Origin of the sequence: Streptomyces sp. NPDC048291 (genome assembly GCF_043201715.1) — a bacterium.
In the GTDB taxonomy this organism is placed as follows: domain Bacteria; phylum Actinomycetota; class Actinomycetes; order Streptomycetales; family Streptomycetaceae; genus Streptomyces.
The window spans coordinates 109,701-131,731 of record NZ_JBICZC010000004.1; the positions used below are offsets into that span (position 1 = coordinate 109,701).

28 protein-coding genes and 1 pseudogene are annotated in these 22,031 nt (G+C 67.6%); 8 read left to right on the forward strand and 21 right to left on the reverse strand.

The annotated features are described in order from the left end of the window. Positions 1–88: 88 nt before the first annotated feature. From ACGF5O_RS11305 to ACGF5O_RS11375, 15 genes are all read right to left on the reverse strand, one after another. Positions 89–565: a single-stranded DNA-binding protein gene (locus ACGF5O_RS11305; RefSeq protein WP_393809660.1), complete on the reverse strand. Its 477-nt coding sequence runs from the start codon at positions 563–565 to the stop codon at positions 89–91. A gap of 5 nt (positions 566–570) precedes the next feature. Beyond that, a complete protein-coding gene (locus tag ACGF5O_RS11310) occupies positions 571–756 on the reverse strand; it encodes a hypothetical protein (protein ID WP_393809661.1) in 186 nt (61 codons plus the stop codon). 3 nt (positions 757–759) lie between these two features. Continuing rightward, a complete protein-coding gene (locus ACGF5O_RS11315; protein ID WP_393809662.1) occupies positions 760–906 on the reverse strand; it encodes a hypothetical protein in 147 nt (48 codons plus the stop codon). Position 907: 1 nt separating this feature from the next. Next, positions 908–1,516 (reverse strand): hypothetical protein, encoded by a 609-nt coding sequence (locus ACGF5O_RS11320; protein WP_393809663.1) that lies wholly within the window; start codon positions 1,514–1,516, stop codon positions 908–910. Positions 1,517–1,527: 11 nt separating this feature from the next. Beyond that, positions 1,528–1,716: a hypothetical protein gene (locus ACGF5O_RS11325; protein ID WP_393809664.1), complete on the reverse strand. Its 189-nt coding sequence runs from the start codon at positions 1,714–1,716 to the stop codon at positions 1,528–1,530. Positions 1,717–1,750: 34 nt separating this feature from the next. Continuing rightward, positions 1,751–2,002 (reverse strand): hypothetical protein, encoded by a 252-nt coding sequence (locus tag ACGF5O_RS11330; protein ID WP_393809665.1) that lies wholly within the window; start codon positions 2,000–2,002, stop codon positions 1,751–1,753. A gap of 141 nt (positions 2,003–2,143) precedes the next feature. Beyond that, positions 2,144–4,399: a cell division protein FtsK gene (locus ACGF5O_RS11335; RefSeq protein ID WP_393809666.1), complete on the reverse strand. Its 2,256-nt coding sequence runs from the start codon at positions 4,397–4,399 to the stop codon at positions 2,144–2,146. Positions 4,400–4,484: 85 nt separating this feature from the next. Continuing rightward, on the reverse strand, positions 4,485–5,306 hold the full coding sequence (locus ACGF5O_RS11340; RefSeq protein WP_393809667.1) for a phosphoadenosine phosphosulfate reductase: 822 nt from the start codon (positions 5,304–5,306) through the stop codon (positions 4,485–4,487). Beyond that, a complete protein-coding gene (locus tag ACGF5O_RS11345) occupies positions 5,303–5,659 on the reverse strand; it encodes a hypothetical protein (protein ID WP_393809668.1) in 357 nt (118 codons plus the stop codon). Before ACGF5O_RS11345 ends, ACGF5O_RS11340 begins: the two co-directional genes overlap by 4 nt. Next, a complete protein-coding gene (locus ACGF5O_RS11350) occupies positions 5,656–6,306 on the reverse strand; it encodes a GGDEF domain-containing protein (protein ID WP_393809669.1) in 651 nt (216 codons plus the stop codon). Before ACGF5O_RS11350 ends, ACGF5O_RS11345 begins: the two co-directional genes overlap by 4 nt. Further along, positions 6,303–7,295 carry a DUF2637 domain-containing protein gene (locus ACGF5O_RS11355; protein WP_393809670.1) on the reverse strand — a complete coding sequence of 331 codons (993 nt, stop codon included), beginning with the start codon at positions 7,293–7,295 and terminating at the stop codon, positions 6,303–6,305. The genes ACGF5O_RS11350 and ACGF5O_RS11355 overlap by 4 nt, the downstream gene beginning before the upstream one ends. Then, positions 7,292–7,615, reverse strand: coding sequence for a hypothetical protein (locus ACGF5O_RS11360; protein ID WP_393809671.1), 324 nt, complete (start codon positions 7,613–7,615; stop codon positions 7,292–7,294). Before ACGF5O_RS11360 ends, ACGF5O_RS11355 begins: the two co-directional genes overlap by 4 nt. After that, on the reverse strand, positions 7,612–7,908 hold the full coding sequence (locus ACGF5O_RS11365; RefSeq protein WP_393809672.1) for a hypothetical protein: 297 nt from the start codon (positions 7,906–7,908) through the stop codon (positions 7,612–7,614). The genes ACGF5O_RS11360 and ACGF5O_RS11365 overlap by 4 nt, the downstream gene beginning before the upstream one ends. Positions 7,909–8,076: 168 nt before the next feature. Next, the gene (locus ACGF5O_RS11370) at positions 8,077–8,526 is read right to left on the reverse strand and encodes a transcriptional regulator (protein ID WP_393809673.1); all 450 of its coding nucleotides are present in this window, start codon (positions 8,524–8,526) and stop codon (positions 8,077–8,079) included. A gap of 388 nt (positions 8,527–8,914) precedes the next feature. Then, complete coding sequence (locus ACGF5O_RS11375) at positions 8,915–9,094, reverse strand: hypothetical protein (RefSeq protein ID WP_393809674.1); 180 nt, start codon at positions 9,092–9,094, stop codon at positions 8,915–8,917. Between the two features lie 483 nt (positions 9,095–9,577). Between ACGF5O_RS11375 and ACGF5O_RS11380 the strand changes: the two genes are divergently transcribed. Further along, complete coding sequence (locus tag ACGF5O_RS11380; RefSeq protein ID WP_393809675.1) at positions 9,578–10,345, forward strand: helix-turn-helix domain-containing protein; 768 nt, start codon at positions 9,578–9,580, stop codon at positions 10,343–10,345. Then, on the forward strand, positions 10,345–10,818 hold the full coding sequence (locus tag ACGF5O_RS11385) for an NUDIX domain-containing protein (protein ID WP_393809676.1): 474 nt from the start codon (positions 10,345–10,347) through the stop codon (positions 10,816–10,818). Before ACGF5O_RS11380 ends, ACGF5O_RS11385 begins: the two co-directional genes overlap by 1 nt. On the opposite strand, the gene ACGF5O_RS11390 is transcribed toward ACGF5O_RS11385, so the two are convergent. Then, the gene (locus ACGF5O_RS11390; protein ID WP_393809677.1) at positions 10,806–11,375 is read right to left on the reverse strand and encodes an HD domain-containing protein; all 570 of its coding nucleotides are present in this window, start codon (positions 11,373–11,375) and stop codon (positions 10,806–10,808) included. The two genes, ACGF5O_RS11385 and ACGF5O_RS11390, sit on opposite strands and share 13 nt — an antisense overlap. 11 nt (positions 11,376–11,386) lie before the next feature. Then, positions 11,387–11,833: a winged helix-turn-helix domain-containing protein gene (locus ACGF5O_RS11395; protein ID WP_393809678.1), complete on the reverse strand. Its 447-nt coding sequence runs from the start codon at positions 11,831–11,833 to the stop codon at positions 11,387–11,389. 390 nt (positions 11,834–12,223) lie between these two features. Here ACGF5O_RS11395 and ACGF5O_RS11400 point away from each other — a divergent pair, with 390 nt between their 5' ends. Next, positions 12,224–13,921 carry a DUF6119 family protein gene (locus ACGF5O_RS11400; RefSeq protein ID WP_393809679.1) on the forward strand — a complete coding sequence of 566 codons (1,698 nt, stop codon included), beginning with the start codon at positions 12,224–12,226 and terminating at the stop codon, positions 13,919–13,921. Positions 13,922–14,325: 404 nt separating this feature from the next. On the opposite strand, the gene ACGF5O_RS11405 is transcribed toward ACGF5O_RS11400, so the two are convergent. Further along, a complete protein-coding gene (locus ACGF5O_RS11405) occupies positions 14,326–15,042 on the reverse strand; it encodes a TIGR02391 family protein (RefSeq protein ID WP_393809680.1) in 717 nt (238 codons plus the stop codon). A gap of 439 nt (positions 15,043–15,481) precedes the next feature. Between ACGF5O_RS11405 and ACGF5O_RS11410 the strand changes: the two genes are divergently transcribed. From ACGF5O_RS11410 to ACGF5O_RS11420, 3 genes and pseudogenes are all read left to right on the forward strand, one after another. Further along, complete coding sequence (locus tag ACGF5O_RS11410) at positions 15,482–15,940, forward strand: hypothetical protein (protein ID WP_393809681.1); 459 nt, start codon at positions 15,482–15,484, stop codon at positions 15,938–15,940. A gap of 29 nt (positions 15,941–15,969) precedes the next feature. After that, on the forward strand, positions 15,970–16,614 hold the full coding sequence (locus ACGF5O_RS11415) for a hypothetical protein (RefSeq protein ID WP_393809682.1): 645 nt from the start codon (positions 15,970–15,972) through the stop codon (positions 16,612–16,614). A gap of 186 nt (positions 16,615–16,800) precedes the next feature. Then, a pseudogene (locus ACGF5O_RS11420) lies at positions 16,801–17,202 on the forward strand (transposase family protein); the annotation flags it as partial. Between the two features lie 83 nt (positions 17,203–17,285). On the opposite strand, the gene ACGF5O_RS11425 reads toward ACGF5O_RS11420, so the two are convergent. The 3 genes from ACGF5O_RS11425 to ACGF5O_RS11435 form a co-directional block, all read right to left on the reverse strand. Then, the gene (locus ACGF5O_RS11425; RefSeq protein WP_393809683.1) at positions 17,286–17,945 is read right to left on the reverse strand and encodes a DUF6928 family protein; all 660 of its coding nucleotides are present in this window, start codon (positions 17,943–17,945) and stop codon (positions 17,286–17,288) included. Positions 17,946–18,234: 289 nt separating this feature from the next. Beyond that, on the reverse strand, positions 18,235–18,558 hold the full coding sequence (locus ACGF5O_RS11430; protein ID WP_393809684.1) for a DUF6000 family protein: 324 nt from the start codon (positions 18,556–18,558) through the stop codon (positions 18,235–18,237). 388 nt (positions 18,559–18,946) lie between these two features. Then, positions 18,947–19,414: a DUF4240 domain-containing protein gene (locus ACGF5O_RS11435; RefSeq protein ID WP_393810116.1), complete on the reverse strand. Its 468-nt coding sequence runs from the start codon at positions 19,412–19,414 to the stop codon at positions 18,947–18,949. Positions 19,415–19,771: 357 nt separating this feature from the next. On the opposite strand from ACGF5O_RS11435, the gene ACGF5O_RS11440 reads away from it, so the two are divergent. Next, entirely contained in the window at positions 19,772–19,960 is a 189-nt protein-coding gene (locus ACGF5O_RS11440; RefSeq protein ID WP_393810117.1) for a hypothetical protein, read from the forward strand. Between the two features lie 766 nt (positions 19,961–20,726). Then, complete coding sequence (locus tag ACGF5O_RS11445; RefSeq protein ID WP_393809685.1) at positions 20,727–22,028, forward strand: cytochrome P450; 1,302 nt, start codon at positions 20,727–20,729, stop codon at positions 22,026–22,028. Positions 22,029–22,031 lie beyond the last annotated feature (3 nt).

The window sequence follows — 22,031 nt, forward strand, 5'->3', positions numbered from 1 at the left end:
GCTGGGGGTTCTCCTGGTTCCTTGGAGGGACAGGGAGGGACCGGGGTGGGTGCAGGCTTTGGCGAGACGGCACCCACCCCGGGCGTATCTAGAACGGGGGTTCGTCGCCGGTCGGCGCCGTGCCCCATCCGGCCGGGGCCGGGGTGCCGGCGGGGGTACCCCACCCGCCGTTGGACGGCCCGGAGCCGTTGCTGTTGCGCTGGACGCGGGTGACGTCGGCGGTGGCGAAGCGCAGCGAGGGGCCGATGTCGTCGACCTCCAGGGCGAGCATCGAGCGGTTCTCGCTCTCCGGGGTCTGCCAGTTGTGCTGACGCAGGCGGCCGGTGACGACGACGCGGGTGCCCTTGGCGAGGCTGTCGGCGATGTGCTGGGCGAGGTCGCGCCATGCGGTGCAGCGGATGAACATGGCCGTGCCGTCCTGCCACTGGCCGGAGGTCTTGTCGTAGCTGCGCGGGGTGGAGGCGACGGAGAACTTCGCCATGGCCGCGCCGCTGGGGGTGAAGCGGAGTTCGGGGTCGTCGGTGAGGTTGCCGACGAGGGTGAGCGGGGTTTCTCCCACGGACATGTGGATCACTCGCTTTCGGTGTGGGTGGGGGTGGTGCTGGAGTCGCGGTGGTCGGCGGTGAAGTACAGCCGCGTGCGCTTGCCGTCGCGGGTGGGGTACTGGCGTGCCGGGCCGGTGTTGAACGCGGCCGTCAGAGCGGCGCCGATCCGGTCGGCGTCGTCCGGTGGGCAGATGACGCGGATCTCGAACACGGCTCAGTCCGTCTGGGCGGCCATGTCGTCGATCTGCATGAGCAGGTCTCCGAGGTGGCGGCGGGTGATGTCGCGGCGGTAGGTCGTGGGCAACCCGTCGTTGTCCCAGTGCAGTTCGACGGTGACGATCTCGTCGGGGTCGATGTCCACGTCAGTGGTCCTTGCTCATGTCGAGGGCGGGTAGTTCGGGCAGTCCCGCACGTTCCAGGGCGGTGGGGTCGAAGCCGGGCAGTGCGGCGCGGGTGACGAGTGCCTGCGCGAGCTGTTCGGCGTAGGCGGCGCCGGTACGGGCCACCTCGATCTGTGCCGTGCCGCGGATGGTCTCGACACGCTCGATGTGGGCGCGTTCCTCGCGCCGGTCGCTCATGTGCCGCTCGTAGGCGACGCGCTCGCGCCGGTCGGTGCGCCAGTAGCGCGCGGCGAGCCCGTAGGCGACGGCGGTGGCCAGCGCCCACAGCAGCAGCGGCAGCGACCACCCGTCGGCGTATCCGGCGACCCCGGCGAGGGCGAGCCCGCCGGAGGCGGCGAACGCGGTCCCGGCGATGGTGCTGTCTCCGGCGCGGCCGATGCTCGCGCACGCCCCGGCCGCAGCAGCGCCGATAGACAGGGCGGTCATGAGCGCGGCGTTACCGACGGAGTGTTCGGCGCCGTTGGCGTTCCAGATCCTGGCCAGTGCGAGCACGGTCGTGGTGGCGATGGCGGGCGCGGCCTTGGGGGCGGCGAGGACGAGCCAGTGCCGGGCGACGATGGGTTCGTTCACGGCCGTTCTCCTCACAGGTTGGGGAGCGCGTTGACGACGGCGCTCATGAGCTGGTTGATCGTGTCGGCGGCTCCGGTGGAGGCGAGGTAGAAGCCGAACATCACGGCCACGAACGCGCTGCCGGGGCCGAGGGTCTTGGAGCGCAGCAGCATGAAGAGCACGAAGCCGAAGAGCAGGGCGAGGGAGATGGTCACGGCCACGCCGCAACCTCCTTTCCATGGGCCGGGGTTGGGGTCAGCGGGTGCCTTGGCGGTAGGTGTGGGCGGCGCGGTTGTAGAGCCAGCGGCCGGCGCGTATCCGCTTGCCGTGGCCCTTGCAGCGGCGGCAGGTCTTGCCGCGCTTGGGCCGTCCCTTGCGGTCGGTGGTCATGGCGAAGCCGAAGCCGTTGCACTTGCGGCAGGTGCCGAACGGGCTCGCCGCACACACAGAGGCGTAACTGAATGTGACGAACAGCAGGAGTGCGATAGCGAGCAGGATCGGGGTCACGAGAGCCCTCCCGGGGCGGTTTTCGGGGGTTTCCGCAGGTGGGGCCCTATCGCCTAGCGTGCTGATCAGGGCCCGTATGGGGTGCTAGCGGGACCTCTAGCGCTAGAGGGTTGGCCCCCTAGCGCTAGAGGTCCCTCGGTGTCAGCCCGCGTCCCGGTTTCGGTCACGCTCCGCAATTGCGGTGACGATGTGGGCGCGCTCGAAGCCGGTCCGGTTGACGGTCTTGCCGTTGATCCGCCGGGCCACCTGCCCGGTGCTCACGCCGTACGGCTTGAGCGCGGTGGTGAGCTGTCGCGCCTTGTCGGCCGGGGCCATCTCGGCCCACGGCCCGTACTTCTCCGGCCGCAGTTCGGCGAGCCGGTCGACGGTGACGTCGTTCCACGGTTTGGCCTCATCCGCCGCAACGACGGCGAGGATGTCCTCCAGCAGCGGATCGGCCGCCTCGCGCCGCTCCGGCGTCTGGCCGGCGGCGATGCCGCGCAGCGTGCCCGCATCCGCGCGGGCCTTGCGGGCGCGCTCGCAGATGGCTTCGGCTTCCTCGTTGTCCATGTAGTAGCCGCGGGTGATCTGCGGTTCGTCGGCGGCGCCGACCAGGTAGCCGATGCCCTTGTCGGAGCGGGTGAAGCTGGTGGCGCGGATGCCGTTCTTGTACATCGACGTGCCCAGGATCATGTCGTTCTCCAGCTGGCCCATGACCCGCAGGCAGAAGCGGGTGCCCACGTTCGCGCTGATGGCGGTGGGCAGCGACTCCTTGTCCGGGCGCTGGGTGGCCAGCAGGAGGATGACACCCAGGGCCCGGCCGCGCTTGATGATCCCGGTGCACAGCGTCCCGGCTTCCTTGCCGTACTTCTCGTGGCTGAACAGCTCCTGGCACTCGTCGATGGCGAGGACCAGCGGGTGCAGCCCGAGGGAGCGGTTCGCTGCCAGTTCCGGGGTGACCTTGTTCTCCGGGCACTTGTCCTTGGGCAGCGAGGCGATGACCTTGGCCCGGCGCTCCAGGTCCTTGTAGACGTAGCGGATGCACTCCAGCGTGGCCGCCGCGGTCTCGTCGTCGGCGCCGGAGCCGTAGTCGACGGCGACCCGCTTGAGCGGGTCCAGGTCGCCGGTGCCCTTCAGCTCCCACACCAGCAGCTCGCACAGCACGTCCAGGGCGGCGGCCAGCAGGGCGGTACGCAGCGAGAACGTCTTGCCCATGCCCGGCATGGCGCCGATCAGCAGGTTGTCGTACATCAGGTTGATGTCGACGTTGCGGCCGCGCTGGTCGGTGCCGAACGGCAGCGGCTTGAACAGCGACGCCGTGCCAGTCTTGGCCAGCGGCCAAGCGGGCTTGGGCACCTTGTTCAGCGGCCGGTCGCCCACCCACAGCAGCATCCGGCCGGCGTGCTCGTCGGCGACCGGCTCCGGCCACACGCACCCCAGCGGGCGGCGCAGGCCGGACGCGAGCTTCTCGCGCCGGTCCAGGATGTCCGGCACGGTCACGCCGTAGGGAAGGTCGACGTCGGCGCGCCAGCCGGGGCCGTCGCGGGTGATCGGGGCGGGGAACTTGATGCCCTCCCCACCCTTGGCGAGCGCCTTGTTGATCTCGGCTATGCCGAGTGCCCCCAGGGCGCGTTCGACGATGCCGGAGGTGAGGCGTTCCACCTCGGTCGTGACGACCGCGCGGGAGATGACCGGCTTGTCAGACGGCGCACCGAGGAACCCGAACCCGGCCGTCAGCAGGGCCAGCGCCAGCACTTCCAGCCAGGCGGGGGCGAGCACGAACAGCACCAGGGCGAGCGGCAGACCGACGACCAGGGCGAGCAGCATGAGGATGCTGCGCAGCTTGACCCGGTTGTCACGCTGCCGCGACAGCTTCAGGTACTCCTCGACGTTCTCGCGCCGCGCGGCCACCTGCCGCAGCGGCTCGCCCTCGGTGTCGGCGACCCAGCGCATCGCGCCACCGACGAACTTCGCGACCCCGGACGGGGCCTGGAAGGCCAGCCGGAGCGAGTACCAGGGCAAGCGCACCGCGTGGAAGGCGGCGGTGTGCCCGGCGTAGCCCCCGAGCCAGCCCAGCGCGGTGACGAACTCCGGCTTGGACTTCGCCCACCCGGGGATCACCTCGCGCCGCTGGCCCGACCGGAGTCGGTCCATCAGGCCCGGACCGGCCGGGGCCGGACCGTCGACCATCACGGTCGACCGGTCGTCGGTGTCGTCGTCGACCGAGTCGGCGCTCAGGTCGGCGCTCAGGTCGGCCGACTCGGTCGGCCGGGAGTCGGCAGCCGGGTCGGGGGCGGGGTCGGCCGACTCCCCGCGCGCCGATCGAGCCTTGTTCAGGTCGACTACCTCGGCCCCGGAGTCGGCAGCCATCTCAGCTTCGAGCCGGTTGAAGAGTTCGTTGTCGTCGGGGTGATTCACTGAGACTTCCTTCTCTAGTGGGAGGGATACCGGGCCCGGCCGCGTGCTGTGGAAGGTGGGCGGCCAGGCCCGGGAGGGGTGGTGCTCAGGTCATGCACCAGCCGGAGTCACAGCCGGTGTCGGTGTCGTCGAACGGCAACGTGTCGACCCCGTCCGGGATCGCCTCGGCCAGCGGCCTCAGCAGGCGGGTGAGGTACACGTGGTCCTTGCCGAGCGCGTCCCGGCGCCGGTTGAGCAGCGCTTCGAGGTCGCACGCCTTGGCGAACAGCTCCGGCTCGTCGCGGCGCATGTCGTGCCAGTTCTCCGGCCGGTGGAACGGGCAGAACCAGCACGCCGACTTGGGCGGTACCGGAAGGCCGACGCTGCGGATGATGCGCGGGCAGTCCGCCCGGCGCAGGCCGAGATCGAGCAGCGGGTATTCGATGCGCTCGTGCGGCTCGCAGCGCCGGGTATTGGCTCGGCTGATCTCGTCCAGGCTGATGCCGATGCCGACGGTGGCCGGGTTGTCGCGGGACGCGCCGCGCCGCTTCAGCTCCTTGCCGATGACCTTGATCTTGAAGTCACCGGTACAGGCGCGGGTGCCCGGCGCTCCGCTCGGGGACAGCCGCACCGGGATGGGCAGGGAGCGCGAGCCCTCCCGGGTGATCCGCCCGTACAGGGTCTCGCTGGTGCCGTCGCGGCGGACCCGACCGACCGTGACCAGCTCCAGACCGTGGGCCTCGGCGAACGGGCGCGCATACTGCTCGACATAGCGCAGGGTGGCGGGCTTCTCGGAGTCGTCACCGACGTTGGCGAAGATGAACGTCCGGTAGTCCAGCTCTCCGCGCGCGGCCAGCGCCAGGGCGGTTGTCGACTGCACCCCGCCGCCGAAGCTGAACGCCTTCACCGGCTCGGTTGTGGCCGTCATGCGTGGTCCTCTCCGGCGCTCAGGTCGAACAGCGCGCACTGATCCGCCAGGGCGGCGGGGAGTTGCTTCCTGGCCCGGCGGGCGGCGGCTTCGTGGCAGTCGGGGCACCATGCGCGCAGCTCGCTCGCCGGGAGACGGGCCGCGGCAACACCTGAGGCGAGCGGGTCGCCGGGGGCGGCCATCAGCCGCACCCGGCGCCCGTGCTTGCTGGTGTAGTGGTCGTGCTCGTGCAGGCACCGGCCGTCACCCTTGGCGTGCGGGTTGCCGCACTCGCCGCTGCACTGGCAGCGGAACCCGGCCGCCTCCATCACCGCGGTGAACACCGCGGCGCCGACGATGGGTTGTGACTTCATGCCGCCACCCCCACGACCGGTGCATCGGTGCGGGCGCCCGTCCGGCCGGCGCGGCGACCGGTGACGGTGGCGAACAGCCAGCCCAGACCCGCCCGCCGGGTTCCGGCGCGAGCTTGCTTGGCCGCATACATCGCCTCATCCGCCCGCCGCAGCAGCCCGGACAGGTCGTCGGCGGGGAAGTCCGCGGCGCTTACCCACCCGAGCGAGACCGTGGTGCGCACGTCGGGGTCCTGGCCGTCGACCGGCCGGGCGAGCACGCCGTGCAGCACGGCGAGCAGGTCCCCGGCCGTGCCCTGGTCGTCGATGAGGACGGCGGCGAACTCATCGCCCCCGAGCCGCCCGGCAACGCCGGAGCGGCCGACGTGGTGAGCGAGCCGGTCCGCGGTCGCCTTCAACAGCGCGTCGCCAGCCGCGTGCCCGTGGGTATCGTTGATCAGCTTGAACTTGTCGACGTCGGCGAGGACGACGACCGCCCGCGGGTCCTTGAGCAGGGCGGTAGCGCGGCGGGTGAAGCCGTCGCGGGTGCGTAACCCGGTAAGCGGGTCACGCCGGGCGGTGTTCAGGCAGCCATGCAGCCAGTGCACATGCGCTGCCCACCCGGCCGCCAACGGCAGCACGGACAGCAGGAGGGTGGCCAGGGTGTTCACGCGGCCACCCCCTCAGCGACGTCGCCGGAGCCGTCCACGGGGTGCAGGGCGCGGCCGTCGGCCCGCTCGGCGAGCAGAGCGTCACGCACCTGCCGTGCCGGGCCGGAGCCGCACCGCAGCGCCTTACGCAGCGACTCGGCGTTGACCGCGGCATCCGTCCACCCGGCGGTGACCGTGCGGGCCTCGGCGAGCAGGTCCGGAAGGGAGCGCGGTGGTGTCTTCGCCGCGGGCTTGGCCGGCCGCTTGCGCGGCGACTTGGGCGCCTCCGGCTTTGCTTCGTCCGGGGCCTGCTGCGGCTCCGGTGTCGGGTCCTCGGCGACGGTTGCGGCGGCTGGGGCGAGTTCTCCCAGGCGCAGCAGGACGCGTTCGCGGCGCGGGGTCTTGTGCCGCCAGCCGCGGCCGTACTGCTCGCGCAAGTCCGCGCGGGCGAGCAGCCGTTCACGCTCCAGCGCGAGCGCGTCCGTGTAGGAGGTGACCTCCCACAGCGTCATCCGCCGCCACAGCGCGAACGTCGACACGGGGGCGAGGAACCAGCGTGAGAACCGGATCTTCTCCATCCGGCGGCCGGTGACCGCTCCGATCCGCACGGCGTAGACGTGGGCGCCGATCTCGGAGAACACCACCCACAGCAGCGGCATCGTGCCGTGCGCCACCTTCGCAGACAGGACGTGCCCGGCCGCGACGTTGAGCCAGCACGTGACCAGGGTGAGCAGCCAGGGCACGAACCGGACCCACCCAAGTGCCATGTCCAGCCGGATCAGCATCAGGTTGGCCAGCGTGAACACCGGGATGGCCACGTCGATGGCGATGGGGAGGGTGTGCGGGTTGCTGAACCCCCAGCGCGCTGCGGCCAGCGACACCGCATCGAAAGAGGAGTACAACCCCAGCGCACCGACCGCAGCAGCGGCGAGCGCCCCGAGACCGGCAAGCCCCATCTCCGGGCGAGTCAGCGGCGGCACGGCCGGACGCTCGACGGTCTGTGTCGTCATGCCGCACCCCCGAGCATGGCGGGCACGTCGGCGTAGCCGTACAGGTGCACCTCCGCACCCGCGTAGTCGGTCGCCGCCTTCAGCACGCGCGTCGTGCCGTCACCCTGCACCCCGTGCGTCACCGTCTCCGGCGGAACGGCCAGGGCCTCCCGCCATGCCTCGAACGCGTGCAGACCCGCGTGAAAGCGCAGGGTCAGCCGGTCGGGGTAGATACGGGTCAAGTCGACGTCCGGGGCGGGCAGATGCCCGAAGTCAGCGGCCAGCAGCCGCAGCACACGCAGCGGCACGGCCAGCCCGTCCAGCGTCAGCAGCTCGCTCATGCCGCTGCCCCCTTCCGGGAGGCCCGACGGCGCCCAGTCGCCGGCCGGGCGAGCGGGACGACGTTGAACAGCTGCGGGACGTGCGCCTCGATCACCTCGGCGACCACGCGGGTCACGTCGTCCGGCAAGCCGGGGTTGTCGGCGAGGATGTCGCGGGCCGCGTCCAGCCGGGCCGCCCGCTCCACCTCGCTCTCGCCGTCCACCCCGAGCCACAGTTCAGCCGGGGTGCCCAGCGCCAGTTCGATGAAGTCGTTCACGGAAACGGCCTGATGAGGGCCAACGTAGGCGTGCATGAGGGGGCTCCTGAATCGGAGGGACAGGAAGCCGGAGCGGTCGCAGGCCTTTTGGCGAGACGGCGACCGCTCCGGGACCCCGGCCGCGAGTGCGGCGGGGGTGAGTGCCCCGGGCCGGATTCGATCCGGCACCCTCGCGGCAAGATGCCGGGGCGGTGGTGCGAGGGGTCAGACAGTGGCAATGATCAGCGCGGCGACCAGCAACCACAGATGGTGGAAGGACTGGTCAAGCGCGTAGGCGCCGGTACCGATGTGCGGGTTGTCGTCACGGCCGGGACGCGGGGCACCGAGCCGGTAGTACTCGCCCTTGCCGATCAGCGAGGCAAGCCGCGCGAGCGTGGTACGCCGGTCCGCCCACCAGTGCGAGACCGCATCCACCGCGAGACCGGCGACGGTGCCGGGCACCGACAGATGCAGTCCCAGCAGCGCGGTGGCCGGGATGAGCACGGCGAGCTTGGTGAGCGTCAGGGTGGCGACGTGCCGGGTGTCCGCGAGACGGCCGACCCAGCCGGGAAGGGCCTTGAGCGCGGATTGCCGGTGGGTCTGGACCCATTGGTCGCCCACACTGTGAGCGACGTACAGGGCGACGAACACGGCGGCGAACGTGGCAGCGACCATCGGCCAACTCCAGTTGGGATCGGAGGGACAGAGAAGCCGGAGCGGTCGCAGGCCTTGGCGAGACGGCGACCGCTCCGGGACCGGCCGCGAGAAACGCGGCGGGCGGTGGGTTCAGGGGCTGGTCACACCGCGTGCGGATGCGGGCGCGGCGGACGGACGGGAAGCGGTGGCTTCGTCCTCTCGTGCTCAGCGCCGGCCATCACCGGCCGCCGCGAGCACGGGCGTTGTCCTTGCTCTGCTTGTTCGCCTCGGCGTTCTTGCGCGACAACTCCTCGCGCTCCTCGGCTGTCAGACTGATGAACACAGGTGCCTCCAGACAGGTCCCTGTACGCGGCTCCCGGGTTGCCCCCCGGGAGCCGCACATGCTTGACGATGAACGGGCGGAGAGTCAGCGCCGGAAGGCCCAGCTGGTAAGCGCGCTGAGCTGGTCGGTCACGTCGGTGACGTTGCCGGACTCCAGTTCGTCCGCGCGGTCTTCCATGCGCTTGGCCTTGGCCTTGTTGCCGCGTGCACGCACCACGGCGGCAGCCTCGCGGTGGTCGGCAGCAGCCTTCTTCAGGCGGTCCATGAACAGTTCCTCTCAGCTGTGGTGAAGCCCTTCGCGGCTCCCTGCAACCCCGTCCGTACGGCCGCGCACCAAGTACGGGACCGGACGGACGGGAGAGGCAACCGGCCGCAGCGCGAGCGCTGCGAGACGGGTTTGGTTGCGCTGTTCTTCACACGGGCCAGGGCCCGTCTGGCCGCCTACTTGGCCGAGGAGAGGCGGCGTGATCCCCATTCAGTTGTCAAGGAACAGCGGCTTCCTTTGAGCCCGTTTCACAGGGCCCTCCGGGCCGTTCGAGAGGAACATGTATTACGTGTTCCTCATCTTGCAGAGGGGAGTTCAGTCCGTCAAGCCCTTCGGCTGTTTGGGTTCGCGAGCCCCTCGCGCTCGATGTACCTACAGATTGCTGCCGAGGCGGACGACGCTCGACTTCGCACCTGTACGGCTCAGGTCGTTCTTCGCTAGCGTGAAGTCCGACCAAGTCGTCCCAGGAAGCCGGAGGTTGGCGTGGCCAACGAACGACTGCGAGGCGCCATAGTGGACTTGGGCCTGACGCTCGACGAGGTTGCGCAGCGGCTCGGAGTCGCGGCCAAGACGGTCGAACGCTGGATCAACGAACCCGACCGCAAGCCGTACCGACGTTTCCAGTACGCGACAGCCTCGCTGTTGAAGTGCGAAGTGTCGTACCTGTGGCCCGACGAACGGACGTCGGCCGAGGTCACAGCCTCCGGCAACGCGGAGTTGGTGAGGCTCTATCCGCACCGCTCGGTGGTGATGCAGACCCTCTGGACGGACCTCTACTCCAAGGCGAGGCGCCAGTTCGATGTGCTGGTGTACTCCGGCTTCTGGCTGACCGAAGACGCGACGTTCCATCGCATTGTGAAAGAGAAGTCAGCCGAAGGGGTGTCCATCCGCTTCCTCATGGGGGAGCCAGCGTCGCAGGCCGTGGCCGTACGCGGGGACGACGAGGGAATCGGTCCGGCGATGGCAGCGAAGATCCGGAACGCCCTGGTCAACTACGGTCCGCTCTTCGGCCTTCCCGGTGTTGAGTTCCGGCTGCACAACACCACGCTCTACAACTCGATCTACCGAGCTGATGACGAGATGCTGGCCAACGGCCACATCTACGGTGTCGGCGCCTACATGGCCCCCGTGCTGCACCTTCGACGCGTTCCCGGTGGCGAACTGTTCGACGCCTACGCTGAGAGCGTGGAACGGGTCTGGGAATCGGCCCGCCCCATCTCCTCGCCGGCCAACTGGGAAGGCATGAACTGATGAGCCGTATTGACTACTTCCGCGACCCGAACGCCCCGAAGGCCAACTCAGTGGTGCCCTCGGTCACGGCGATCGTTCGGGACGATGCCGGACGACTTCTGCTCATCCACAAGACCGACAACGATCTGTGGGCACTGCCGGGTGGCGGCCACGACATCGGCGAGCGCATCGCCGACACAGTCGTCCGTGAGGTCTTGGAGGAGACCGGCATTGAGGTCGAGGTAGACAACATCGTGGGGCTCTACACCGACCCGGATCACGTGCTCGCGTACGACGACGGAGAGGTCCGTCAACAGTTTTCCATCTGCTTCCGAGCCCACCCTGTCGGCGGCTCCCTCCGAACTAGCAACGAATCGAAAGAGGTCCGTTGGGTTGCCCCAACGGACCTCGATGGACTGGAGATCCACCCGTCGATGATGCTGCGGATTAGGCACGGCCTCAACGAGTCGCAACGTGAGCCCTACATCGGCTGATCACCAACCGAGGCTTGCGCCAAGCGCCCTTCAACACGATCCGCAGCTGCGTGGATGTCCGGGGCCGCACGCTGAATGAACCGCCCGACGATCGTGTCCGGGCCGTATCGCCGCACGATTTCATCCAGCCGTTCTGCTGGCGTGGTCTGCGTCCCGTCCGGCGTGGTCGTCATGTCACAGAAGAGCAGAGCGTCAACGAGGTCCGGCCTCTCCAGCTCGAACTCGCTCTGTAGCTCTTGCCTCAGTCCACGTTCCTCGGCTTCCAGGAGCGCGCATGAGTGGTGGGCTACCAGACGAACGACCCGCTCGTCCGCGCCCTCCTGATCCCGGAGGAACCGCGCGCCGTCCAGCGGGTGAAAGCCCGTGACGGCGATAGCCGGCGAGTACCCGATGTCGTGCAACACGGCGGCGGCTTCCAAGAGTTCAGCGTCTTCGCCCAGGATCGGGCTCAGGGAGCGGGCACGCTTGGCGACCCCCAGGGAGTGCACCCACCGACGCGGGAGCGGATCGGACAGCAGCGATTCGGAGAGCGCGTACGCCCACTCAGTGAGTCCCATGGCGGACAAGACTACGGCCGGGTAGCGGGAGCCGGGAGAGCGCGCACCGTACGCCCCTTGCCGTGGACGGTGGCCAACAGACCGTTCCCCTCCATCTGCGCCAGGACGCGACGTACGGCCGTGCGGGAGGCGCCGAAGCGACTGCAGAGCTGCGACTCGGACGGGTACGGGTCGCCCACCAACAACGAGTCCTCGGCGATCAGGGCTGACATCCGATCCGCGAGGGGACGACGATCGCCATCCCGCACGATGCGCCACCCAATCCCGGGAGCGGACTCCAGGATGCCCTCAGCTTCGAGAACCTTGAGAGCCCGCCGGACCGTGTTCCGACCGACACCGTACTCACGCATCAGGTCAGCCTCTGACGGGAGCACTTCGGCGCTCTCGTCTGCCCCGATGCGCTCACGCAGCTTCTCCGAAATGACCAGGTAGGTTCCGCGCGGACTGGCCTCCGACACTCCGACTCCTCTCGCTGCCTCCATTGCCCGCTGCCAAGAGTGCCACGAGGTGCGCATGGCAGCGCCGGACAGATGGTGTCCCAACTGTCCGACTGTCCGGTTAGCGCACTGACCTGCACAAATAGATGGGACAGCGGGAAGCGCCCGTGTCCCACCTGTCCGACCTTGGTGAGGGGCTGCAACACCCCGGGGTGTTGCAGCCCCTCACCTACGACCGCCACCGTTGAGCTCAGCACCCCAAGTCGGCCGACAACACCGACGTCACTTAGATCAGAAGTTCGAATAGAGAGGGAAAGCGGATGTCGTCAGACATCTAGGACGACAGGGCAAGATATGCAAACATGTGCCCCCTGCACGCATGGGCGGAACCTTTGACTCTGGGGGTAGGTCATGGCTCGTCAGCAGGCACCGGCCAAGAAGGCGACGGTTTATCGACTTTCCCGCCCCGGCGATGAACCCATCGTTCTCTGCATACAGCAGAAGTATGCAGAGAACGAGGACGATTTCCAGATGCGCGAGGTCCCCATCAGCGGCACCCAATCACTCCTCATTACGGGAAAGATAAGCACAGATGAACCTCGATGGATGCCTCACCTCGTCTCACTGGTTGGCCACAATCCACAACTCAAGAACCTAACTTCAGCAGCAGCGCTGATAGTCCCACAAAGCGGATATGACTATGCACTAACATGGGGTTTCGGGCACATACTCCTAAATCCCATATTCCTTGACCCCGGCTTCGGTCTTCGCTTTGCCATACGCAAAGCGAGCGCAGACCAGGTGCGATCTCTTACGAGTCACACAATGGATACGCTGGCCAGAACCGCGCGCACTAGCGTTCCATCCGGTGCGCCATTGGACGCCTTCGGTGTTGAAGAAATCGGCGAGGTCATTAGCCGACTGGTCGGACGAATATCCATCTCCGGACTGACGGCGGCTGCCGGTAAGGCAGACAGCTACGCGACGGTCAGAGGAGCGGATGGGCTAAGCCTGCCGCTTGCCAAGAGTCCGCAGGACTTGCTCGCCGACCTGAACTACCTGCATGAAACCGTTGAGAATGAGCCGCCCGTTAAGGGACTCGAACACTTCGAGCACACGCGCCCGCTGCGCCCTGGGGCGCCCGAGACCACTGAGCTTCAGAGGTTGCTGTCCCAAGCTCTGGAGCCCGGGTCGCCACTCATCGCTCTTACGTGGCCGGCCGAGTGGCAGGAGAGCGACCACGGAGAAGCCGACAGCTACAAGATCCGTGGAGCTGGCGCAGGTCGAGAGGAACAACCCGAGGAGTTGGAGCTGTACCACCTCCTGCAACCACTGGCTCGCCGCGAGGCCTCGACTCGCTTTGACGCCCTGAAGCGAATCACCATACAGGGACTTAACAGTGATGGATTCCCCATCTCCAGAGCCATTCACGGGGATAAGTGGATCACGTTTCAAACCGATCACGAGGGAAAGAGGTATGTATTCCATCAAGGACGCTGGTTCGACATTGGTGGCGCATACCTAGACTTGCTGCGACAGCGAGTCGCTAAAATCTTGAGCAAGAGAAGCACACTTTCGGTCTCCGACTGGCCGCAAGAGGTAAAGAAAAACGGAAATATTGCAGCCGCCGTCGAGGGGAGATACAACCTCCTGGTCCAGCACGACGACTCGCGTTTCCTGCGCCTGGATACGAAGTTGCTGTACACCAGACAGCACCCTAAGGGTTTCGAGGTCTGCGATCTCCTAGGCCCAGATGATGAACTTATCCACGTAAAGCGCATGGGTGGCTCCGTTTCAGCGAGCCATCTTTTTAACCAAGCCCTCGTAGCCGCCGAAGCGCTACGTCGCCAGCCGGACACGGTGCCGAAGATGCAGGAAGTCGTCAGGCGAGAAAGTAAGGGGAAGCGTCAGATTCCCGACGACTTCCAACCATCAAAGATCGTTCTCGCCTTTGGAGGGCGCGCCGCCACGCCGGAAGCGCTCTTCACATTCTCTCAAGTGAGCCTCGCCCGATGCGCCCAGAGACTCGCCGAACTAGAGGTCGAGCTAGAGGTTCTGGAGATCAAGGACACCCCAAAGATCCTCAAGGATGACTACTCTCTGGAGTAGTCCAGGCTCCTTGACGCTGGCCGACGTGTGGGGAGCGTGTGAGTTCGCGGACAACAGGCGCGCCCCGGCGTCGCCACGCAGGTCAGAGCCACAATCCAGCATGTCAGGAGCGCGCTCTCCGGAGCCGTGTGCGCAGGTTCGAATCCTGCCGGGGGCACTCGCCAATCAGGTGGGTAAATTTACCCACTGACCAGGGCGGATGCCGACAGAAGAGGGCGGGAGTCAGTCTCACTGACTGCCGCCCTCTCTCGTTGTCTCTCAGTGGTTGCGACACACCTCCGACACACTCATTACTCAAAGCAGCACGGCACCGGAGCGCGCCGTTCATGCCTGACCGGCGCGCCTGCGTCGCACGTACGAAGTCGGTCAGGAAGCGTGATGATCTCCCTGACCTTCTACCCCCGTCAGGTTGCGCTTGTCTCGATCTTGTCGAGTAGCCGCATAAGCAGGTCGGCAAGAAGGACGACCTCAGCCGCCTCGGTGGGATCGCTGTAGTCGACTCTTCGATGGCTCGCCGGATTCTTGAAGAGACCAATAGCTCCCTTGAAGAGCTCCATGATGGCGACCGCCTCACCACCTTCAGCATCCTGATCAGAAAGCGGACCCCCCTCTTGGTCGCCTTTCCCAGGCCTGAAGGCGGCCTGCATCAGCGCGGTACCCACGAGACCGGCCGGGAGCTCCGACATCGCTCGGACGCGAACCTCGATCTCTTTCATCGCCATCAGGGCTGCGGCTTCGAAGTCACCGCGCAGATACTGCGGACGTGCCGCGCCTTCAAGAACAGGCACCATCTGGATGTCGAGCCTCTGGACAGCACGGATCCACGGAAGCCCTCGGGTCAGAGCTTCGTGTCCTTGTCGACTGATGAAGAAGGCCTCATTAGCGCTCTGATCAACGTCAGGTGCGACTAGCCCACGGTTGATGAGCCAGCCCCATGCTTCGCTGAGTGCCTGCACAGCATCCTGGCGACCGCGGTAACCATGCTGCTTAGCGCTGAGCAACCAATTTCGATAGTTCCACTCGTTGTTCTGTCGGGCGTCTCGCAGTACCCGAAGAGCAAGATCGTCGATGGGAAGGGCCACGACGTCGTCGGCCGTAAGTGTCCAGTCAGCGGTGGGCATGTTCCTCCAGTCGCACGCTTGTGAGCGGCAGAATAGGTGCTGCCGTACACGTGCATCACTCACAGAAAGAAACGGAGGGCGCCCCTGTCCCGGGCGGCCTCCATGCCTGCACGGTTTCGCCAAGCTACATCGCCGTCCTCCTCCAGGCTTTTCGCGATCTTCGCGTTGGCGGCTTCCTCGTGACCATCGAAACAGCCGTGATATCGGCGGTGGATCGCCTCCGGCGAGTCAAGGCACCTCAAGCCGGCCTCGTCCTGCGCATACGACTGTTCCCGTCCCACTAGGGGTGGGCCGAACCAGCTCGCCTCGGCAAAGCCTCACGGCACTGTGACCCGCCGGGGCCTTCTCGATGGAATGCGGAGGAAGCCCGCCAGAACGCGTCAGCCACCTCACTGAAATCGGGTGAGTCGGGCGGTAGTTGTGTGACATGGTCAGGTACTTGAAGAGGATCACGAAAGCGTCGCTCGTCACCCTCTCGGCCGCCATCGTGGCCTTGGGGCAGACGGGAGCCGCACACGCCGATGCCCCCCATTGGAACAAAACCAAGAAGTGCCACCAGAAGGACCTGGACGGGCGGAACATACCCACCCGTATCGGCAACAGCGAACTGGGCTGGGCGCACTTCTCCGGCAACCACAACATCCGCACCTGCCGCATCGTCAACGCCCCTCTGAACGGCAAGGCGGACAAGAACGACGGCAAGGGGGGCCTGGAATACTGGGGCTACGCCTTCGACGGCACGCACCCCCAGGTGAAGATCATCGTCAAGGCGCAGGTCACCCGCCGTACGCAGGACGATCGGTACGACGCCGGAAGCGGGCAGATGATCGGCGTCATCACCGCCTACTGCAAGGGCATGAGGAAGTGCCCCAACTGGATGAACCGGTCCGCCGCCTAGTTCAAGCGCTGAACAGGGAGACACCCGCAATGACGCCGTGGGAAGTGGCCGTGGCACAAGCCGACGTGACCGGTCACCTGATCCTCTACACGCAGGCACCGATCGTGAAGAAGATGCGCGTCCGCGGCGTCCTCCCGAGCCCCGGCGGGACGCCGGCCGTGCGGATCGCGCTCGGCCGGCGGAAGGCGACCGTCACCGATCTCCTCACCGTCTACGAGATCCCGCTCTTCCGGCAGGACGAGGTACTGCTCCCGTGGGAAGCGGTCAGCCGCGTACGCCACGAGGCGGGCGAGGTGCGCTTCTACTCCGGCGGTCAGGTGGACCACGTCTTCGACGCGCCGCTGATCAAGCTCGCGGAGGAGGTGCCCGCCGAGGAGCTGCCGGAGGACCGGGCACACACGCTGCTGACCGCGCTGAACTGCCCGGTTCCGGGCTATGAGGAGCGGGAGAAGGCCGAGTCACTGCTGGTCGGCTTCCTGTACCGGAGCGAGGGCCGGATGCGGCTGTACGTACGCCATCAGGGGGACTCCGGCGTCGTGGCCTGCGACGTCCGGCTCGCGGAGGCAGGGCCGGCCGTGATCGCGGAGGTGTTCTCCCGCTCGCAGGAGCGGGAGCTCTTCGAGGAGCCGGAGGACGATCCGCACTGCACGGCCGTGCTGGACCTGACGCACTGAGCAGATCAACATCGCGTGGGGATCAACGGGAATCCACCGGCCGAAGACCAAGCCGGTGGATTCCCGCGTGGCCCCAATCAATGCCAATTGAAGGCGGTTCGCAGCTCGGCACCGACACAAGAGAAACCGCATCGACCGAACTCTCCGTGGCGAGGATCATGGCGGGATGGCTGCGTACCTCTACGACCGGCTGGTGACCGAGGACGAATACCGCCAGCGCGTCCGGCGGCACCGTTCCAGCGCGCTGCTGCCCCTGATCGCCGCAGCGGCGGCCCGCTACGGCGCACCCGAGCGGCCGCAGCCCTGGCTGAAGAGCCCGTCTACGAACGCCAAGGCGTGCCCGTCCTGGCCGATCGCGCCTACATCGGCGCCGGCCCCTGGGTGACAACGCCGCTCCGCCGCCCACCGGGCCAGGCCCTCACGCCCACCCAGCAGGCCGTCAACCGCGCGCTGTCCGCCGCACGAGCGCCAGCCGAACGCGGCGTCGCGCGGCTGAAGTCCTGGCGGATCTTTCGCCATGCCCGTTGCAGCCCGAACCGCCTGACGTCAATCGACAAGGCCGTACTCACCCTCGCGCGCCATCGCTGAAGAGGCTCAATGAACCATCAGGGCCCAGTGTGTAGGCGCGGCGGGGCCATGGCTTCCGCGGCTCTGCGCAACTCCGCTTCCTGTTATGCGAGATCGGGCCCAAGGGGGTCCCGTGTATGGAATCCGTGCAGCTCGATGGCGTCTGCGTCGACGTCATCGGTCTCGGGGCGCCCCTCCAGGATGAAGCCGCAAAGTGCCCTCAACGCGTCCTCGCCCAGCTCCAAGGGGTGGAAAGGCAGGGGGTACGGCCGTTCGTCTTCGTCTGGCCAGGGCACGATGCCGGCCGGACGGTTCCCGGCCCAGTAGGGCAGTTCGAAGGGGAGCGGTTCGCCGATGTTCTCGACGACGCCGCTGTCCGGGGACAAGCTGAGCGAGCGGACCAGGCGCCCGTTTTCCCATACGGCGAACGCGAGCCAGTCGACGACGCTGTGCATGGCGTGCAGGACGAGCCGTCGGCCGGCGCTTGCCGCCACCAGGTGCTCCGGGAGCCGGGAGGGGAGTTCGATCATCACCCTCTGGTCACCGATGACCTCCACCCCGGGCCAGCTGGCCGCGTACGCCGTTCCCTTCGGGGGGTACACGCCGTCCCAGAGGGTCGAGCCTTCGCACTCCTCGATCTCCCGACCCGGATACAGCCGCCGCATCATGGCGGCCGTCCGGTCACGGTCCGCCGGCCCCACTCGTCGCAGCAGCCCCGGTATGTCGCCGTCGGCGTACACCAGCAGTCCCGTCTTGGCTCCCACAGCCCCTCCCAGAGCAACACCCATCCTGGCTGACGCAACATAGCCGCACGCACTGACAACAGGGCTGCCACAGCCCCGTGCCTGGCCGAGCCGTCCCCGGCCCCTCCCACGCCTCCCAACGACGACCAGACGCCTGGCCCGCGCGCCCGTGACCGCACCACATCCGCACCAGATCGAGCGGGGAATCACGGGGAGTGTTATCGAAGCCCGCTGGGATCCATCCGGCCCGTCCGTACAGGTCAGTGCACGGACTGGTGACGGACTGGTGGTGGCGATTCTCGGCGGGGACTCATGTCAGCCTGCCGGGACAGTGCTTGGCAGCCTCGTCAGCGGCGGCGCAGAGTTCGCCGAGACGATCGCGGAACTCGGATCTGCCGGCCACGGCGACGAGCCAGGCTGCCGTCTTACGCTCGCGCCACCCTCCGTCAAGCAGCGTGTCCAGTTCACGAGGACTGATCTCACCGGCAGCCTGGCCCAGCTTCCGGAGGAAGTTGGTTCGGTTGCGACCGCTCATCCCGAGAAGGGCGCCGCCAAGTTCGAGGTACCGCCGGTCGGGCGTGACGTAGCGGCGGATCAGCTTGATCGGCTCTTCCTCGTTGTCTGCGTGGTGCATGGCAGCATCGTCGTATGGACGAAGCTGCCAGACCAGCAAATTGGCCGGCCTGGCCCTTCAACCCTGCGTGGCCGTCCGTCTCGGCTTCCGTCTTGTTCAGCCCTGTTCACGATCGTGCGGACGAGACCGAAGGCAGAAGCCGCTCCTGGAAAAGCGGCGCCGGCCGCTTTCCTCCCGAAGGAGCGGAGGATGAGGGGGGTGGGGATCCACGGCCTGCAACATAGTCCCGAGGTGGCTCCCGGGGACCTTTGTGCCCACCCCCCTTGACCGCGGACCTCGAAGGTTCTCTGACCGGTCTCACTCCACTGGGCAAACTAGCAAGCAGCACTGACAACGACCGGCGCCAGGAGGACCGACCTACGAGGTCCCCATCAAGTAGTAGTGCACCTCAGCTCCCCAGGTTCGGCCATCCGTCCCTGTTGGAGTAGCTCTCGAAGCAGTACCGGGTCGAGTGGCCCCACACCTTCCCGGTAGCGAGTGCGTATGCCCGATCCGGCACATACAGCAGCCACTCCCCGTCGCACTCGGTGGAGGTGTACGGAGCGAACTTGTCGACGTCGAAGAAGACGCCTTCCCATACGGCCTGTCCTGCGGCGACGACAGCACAACGGGCGTACAGGAACCCATCGGCAGACTGCGGGAAAGGCCTGCCGTCCCGGCCCGTCATGTCGGCGACGGGAAGCCTCCCGAACTTCTCCTGGTCCAGCCGGTACAGGGCCTCGGCATGTCGTTCCGCGAAGCCGATGATGTCGGGGACGGAACGGCGGCTCAACTCGTCGGCCAGGCGCTGGCAACTCGCTTCCGTGGCTCTGCCGTTCAGGGTGGCTATCAGCGCCCAGAAGGCGGACCATGTCATTCTCACCGGCGCAGGATGCCAGAGCCGTCCGACAACCACCGCCGGGCCGGCCGTCGACGGCCCCCAGGGGCGAATGCAGATCGAACTCCTAAAGCAGTGGTCGCGTCAGGAGCGCCCTTTCTATCCTGTCGGCAAGTGCCGATACGCGACCCCACAAGCCGCGCTTTGTGGGTCTGGCCTGCCGGTCGTCGTTCAAGCACAGCTCACAGCCGCCACGAGCATCCGTGCCCGCGCTGTCACAACCCGATGATCAACGCGAGGTATGACCCCTGGGAACACCAGAGGGCCATCGGGTCGGGCAGGGACGACCCGCTGGTGGAGGCAGCACACACCGTGTCCGGAACAGGGGTGGAGATCGTGAGCAGGAGACGCTACGTCGCCCGAGGCGTCCCGGGTGGGTATCGGGTCTGGGACAACCGAGGACGTCGATGGTGGGGTGATCTCTACGAGTTGTGTCCCGACGATCTCGTGGCCGAACTCAACGGCCAGGCAGACCACGCGCGGATCACTGTGCTGATGAGGCGCTACAGGGCACAGAAGCGGTAAATGGCACCGGATAGTTGCTGATGAATGCGCACGCAGCACAGCCGCACCAGAACAAGGGGGAAACAGGGGAAGCCCGGGGAGTAAGTCACTGCATGCCAAGACTCCCCTGTCGACCATGCAGCGCCGGTCCCGACCGAACGGCAGACCGACAGCCGAGAGGCAGAGCACGTAGTGAGTGGCCCCGCACGTCCTCCGTCGGGGGAGACGGCGACGTAGGGGGCTATTCAGCCGGTCGCAGCTCGGCTCACGACCGGCAGCCTCTCCGTCGCAGGTCAGGGCATGGCACAAGTGCCCTCTCAGCCCCGTCTGGCCTCCGGAGCAGGTCCGCCCCCGTTGTCCCGTCTCGCCGGGGCAGGACACCCCGTAGACGGCCAGGGGAGACAGGACCGGTGAAAACTTCCGGCTTCCTCCCGTCCGCATGGCTGCGTGGTACGAGCTCCCCAGCGGGCCCGGACCCGCTCCCCCTGCTTGCGCCGGAAATCGGGGAATCGACTCCGCCAATACAGGGCATTTGTGGCAAAATGTGATATGTGGTTTGGGCGCTGAAGACAGGCGAGAGGAGTGCATCATGATCGCCAAATTGCTCGGCAAGCTGTCCTTCACCCGCCACTACGGTGCGTACGGGGCCCACGAGTGGAATGCGTACGCAGGCGACGACCAGGACTGACCGCAGTGTCGGCGGGCGCCCTCGGGTGCCCGCCGGTTTTCGTCCACGCCGCCGACGACGACGTCGGCCTGGACAGGTACGGGAGCCAGGGGCGATCTCATGGGCCGAAAGGACGAGCCGCCGCGGTTGGCCGGTGGAGGCTTCGCGGCCTGGAGCCGCGACCGGCTGGCGTTGGCGCGCCGAGGGGCCGAGGAGTGCGGGGACGTCTGGCAGCTGGAACCCGGTGTCTACGTGGCAGCCGCGGCCGGGCCGTGTGAATCCGTGCTGCGCCGTGCCCAGGATTTCCCGAAGGCGTCGTCACCCCTCTTCCCGCCGTTGAAGCGGGCGAGCGGGACACCGACGTCCGAGGAGCGTGCGTACGCTCACGCCGCGCGCATGCGCGGACTCCGTGCGCAGGCGGTGGCAGCCCGGATCGGCGAGATCGCGCCCCAGACCGCTCGATTCGCCGACCAGTGGCCCACGGACCGGGACGTCGAGGTGCTGCCCCCGGTTCGGCACACGCTGGCGGAGATCGGCGTGAGCTACCTCTTCTCCGAAGACGCTCCCACCCTGCTGGCCCCTGCCTCACAGCTCTTCCTGGCCCGGGAGGTGCTCGTACGCCCCTCGCGCTGGGTATGGCCGCGCTGGGTTCCCACACCGGCACGGCGGTTCCGCACACGGCAGCAAGTCGCCTTCACCGACGCGCTGCGGCCCATCGTCCGCCGACGCCGTTCATCGGGCCGGCTCGGCGAGGACATGCTGGGACAGATGCTCCGGCCCTCCCCCCACTACGGCCTGCTGCCGGAAGAGGCCGTCGTCGACACTCTCCCCGGAATCACCGTCGCCACCTTCGAGACGCCTTCCCGGGCAGCCGGATGGATCCTGCTCCACCTGGCCCGGCACCCCCGGGCAGCGAGCCGCGTCGCGGCCGAAGCCGCCGCGCTGCCCGCGGACCCTGCCGCGACGACGAGCGCCCATCTCGGCAACCTGCGATACACCCAGGCACTGGTGAGCGAGGTGCTCCGGCTGTATCCCCCGAGCTGGCTACTGACCCGGCAGGCTCCCCGACAGACCCAGCTCGCCGGCTACACCATCGACGCCGGGTCCACCGTGCTCGTCTGCCCCTACACCGCCCAGCGCGACGCACGCGAACACGCCGAGCCGGACCGGTTCCGGCCCGAGCGCTGGCTCGACGACGCGGGCTCGCCGGCGAAACCCGGGGCCTTCCTCGCGTTCGGTACCGGGCCGCACGGCTGCGAGGGAGCCGCTCTGGCCATGGCGATGCTGACGCTCCTGACCGCGCAGACCGCCCGCCGCTACCACCTGAGCGAGCCGACCGGGCCGGAACCCGGGTACCAGGTCACCACCCTCGAAGGTCTCGCACCTGTCGGCCTGCGCCTGCGCGCCACCTTGCGCGACTGACGG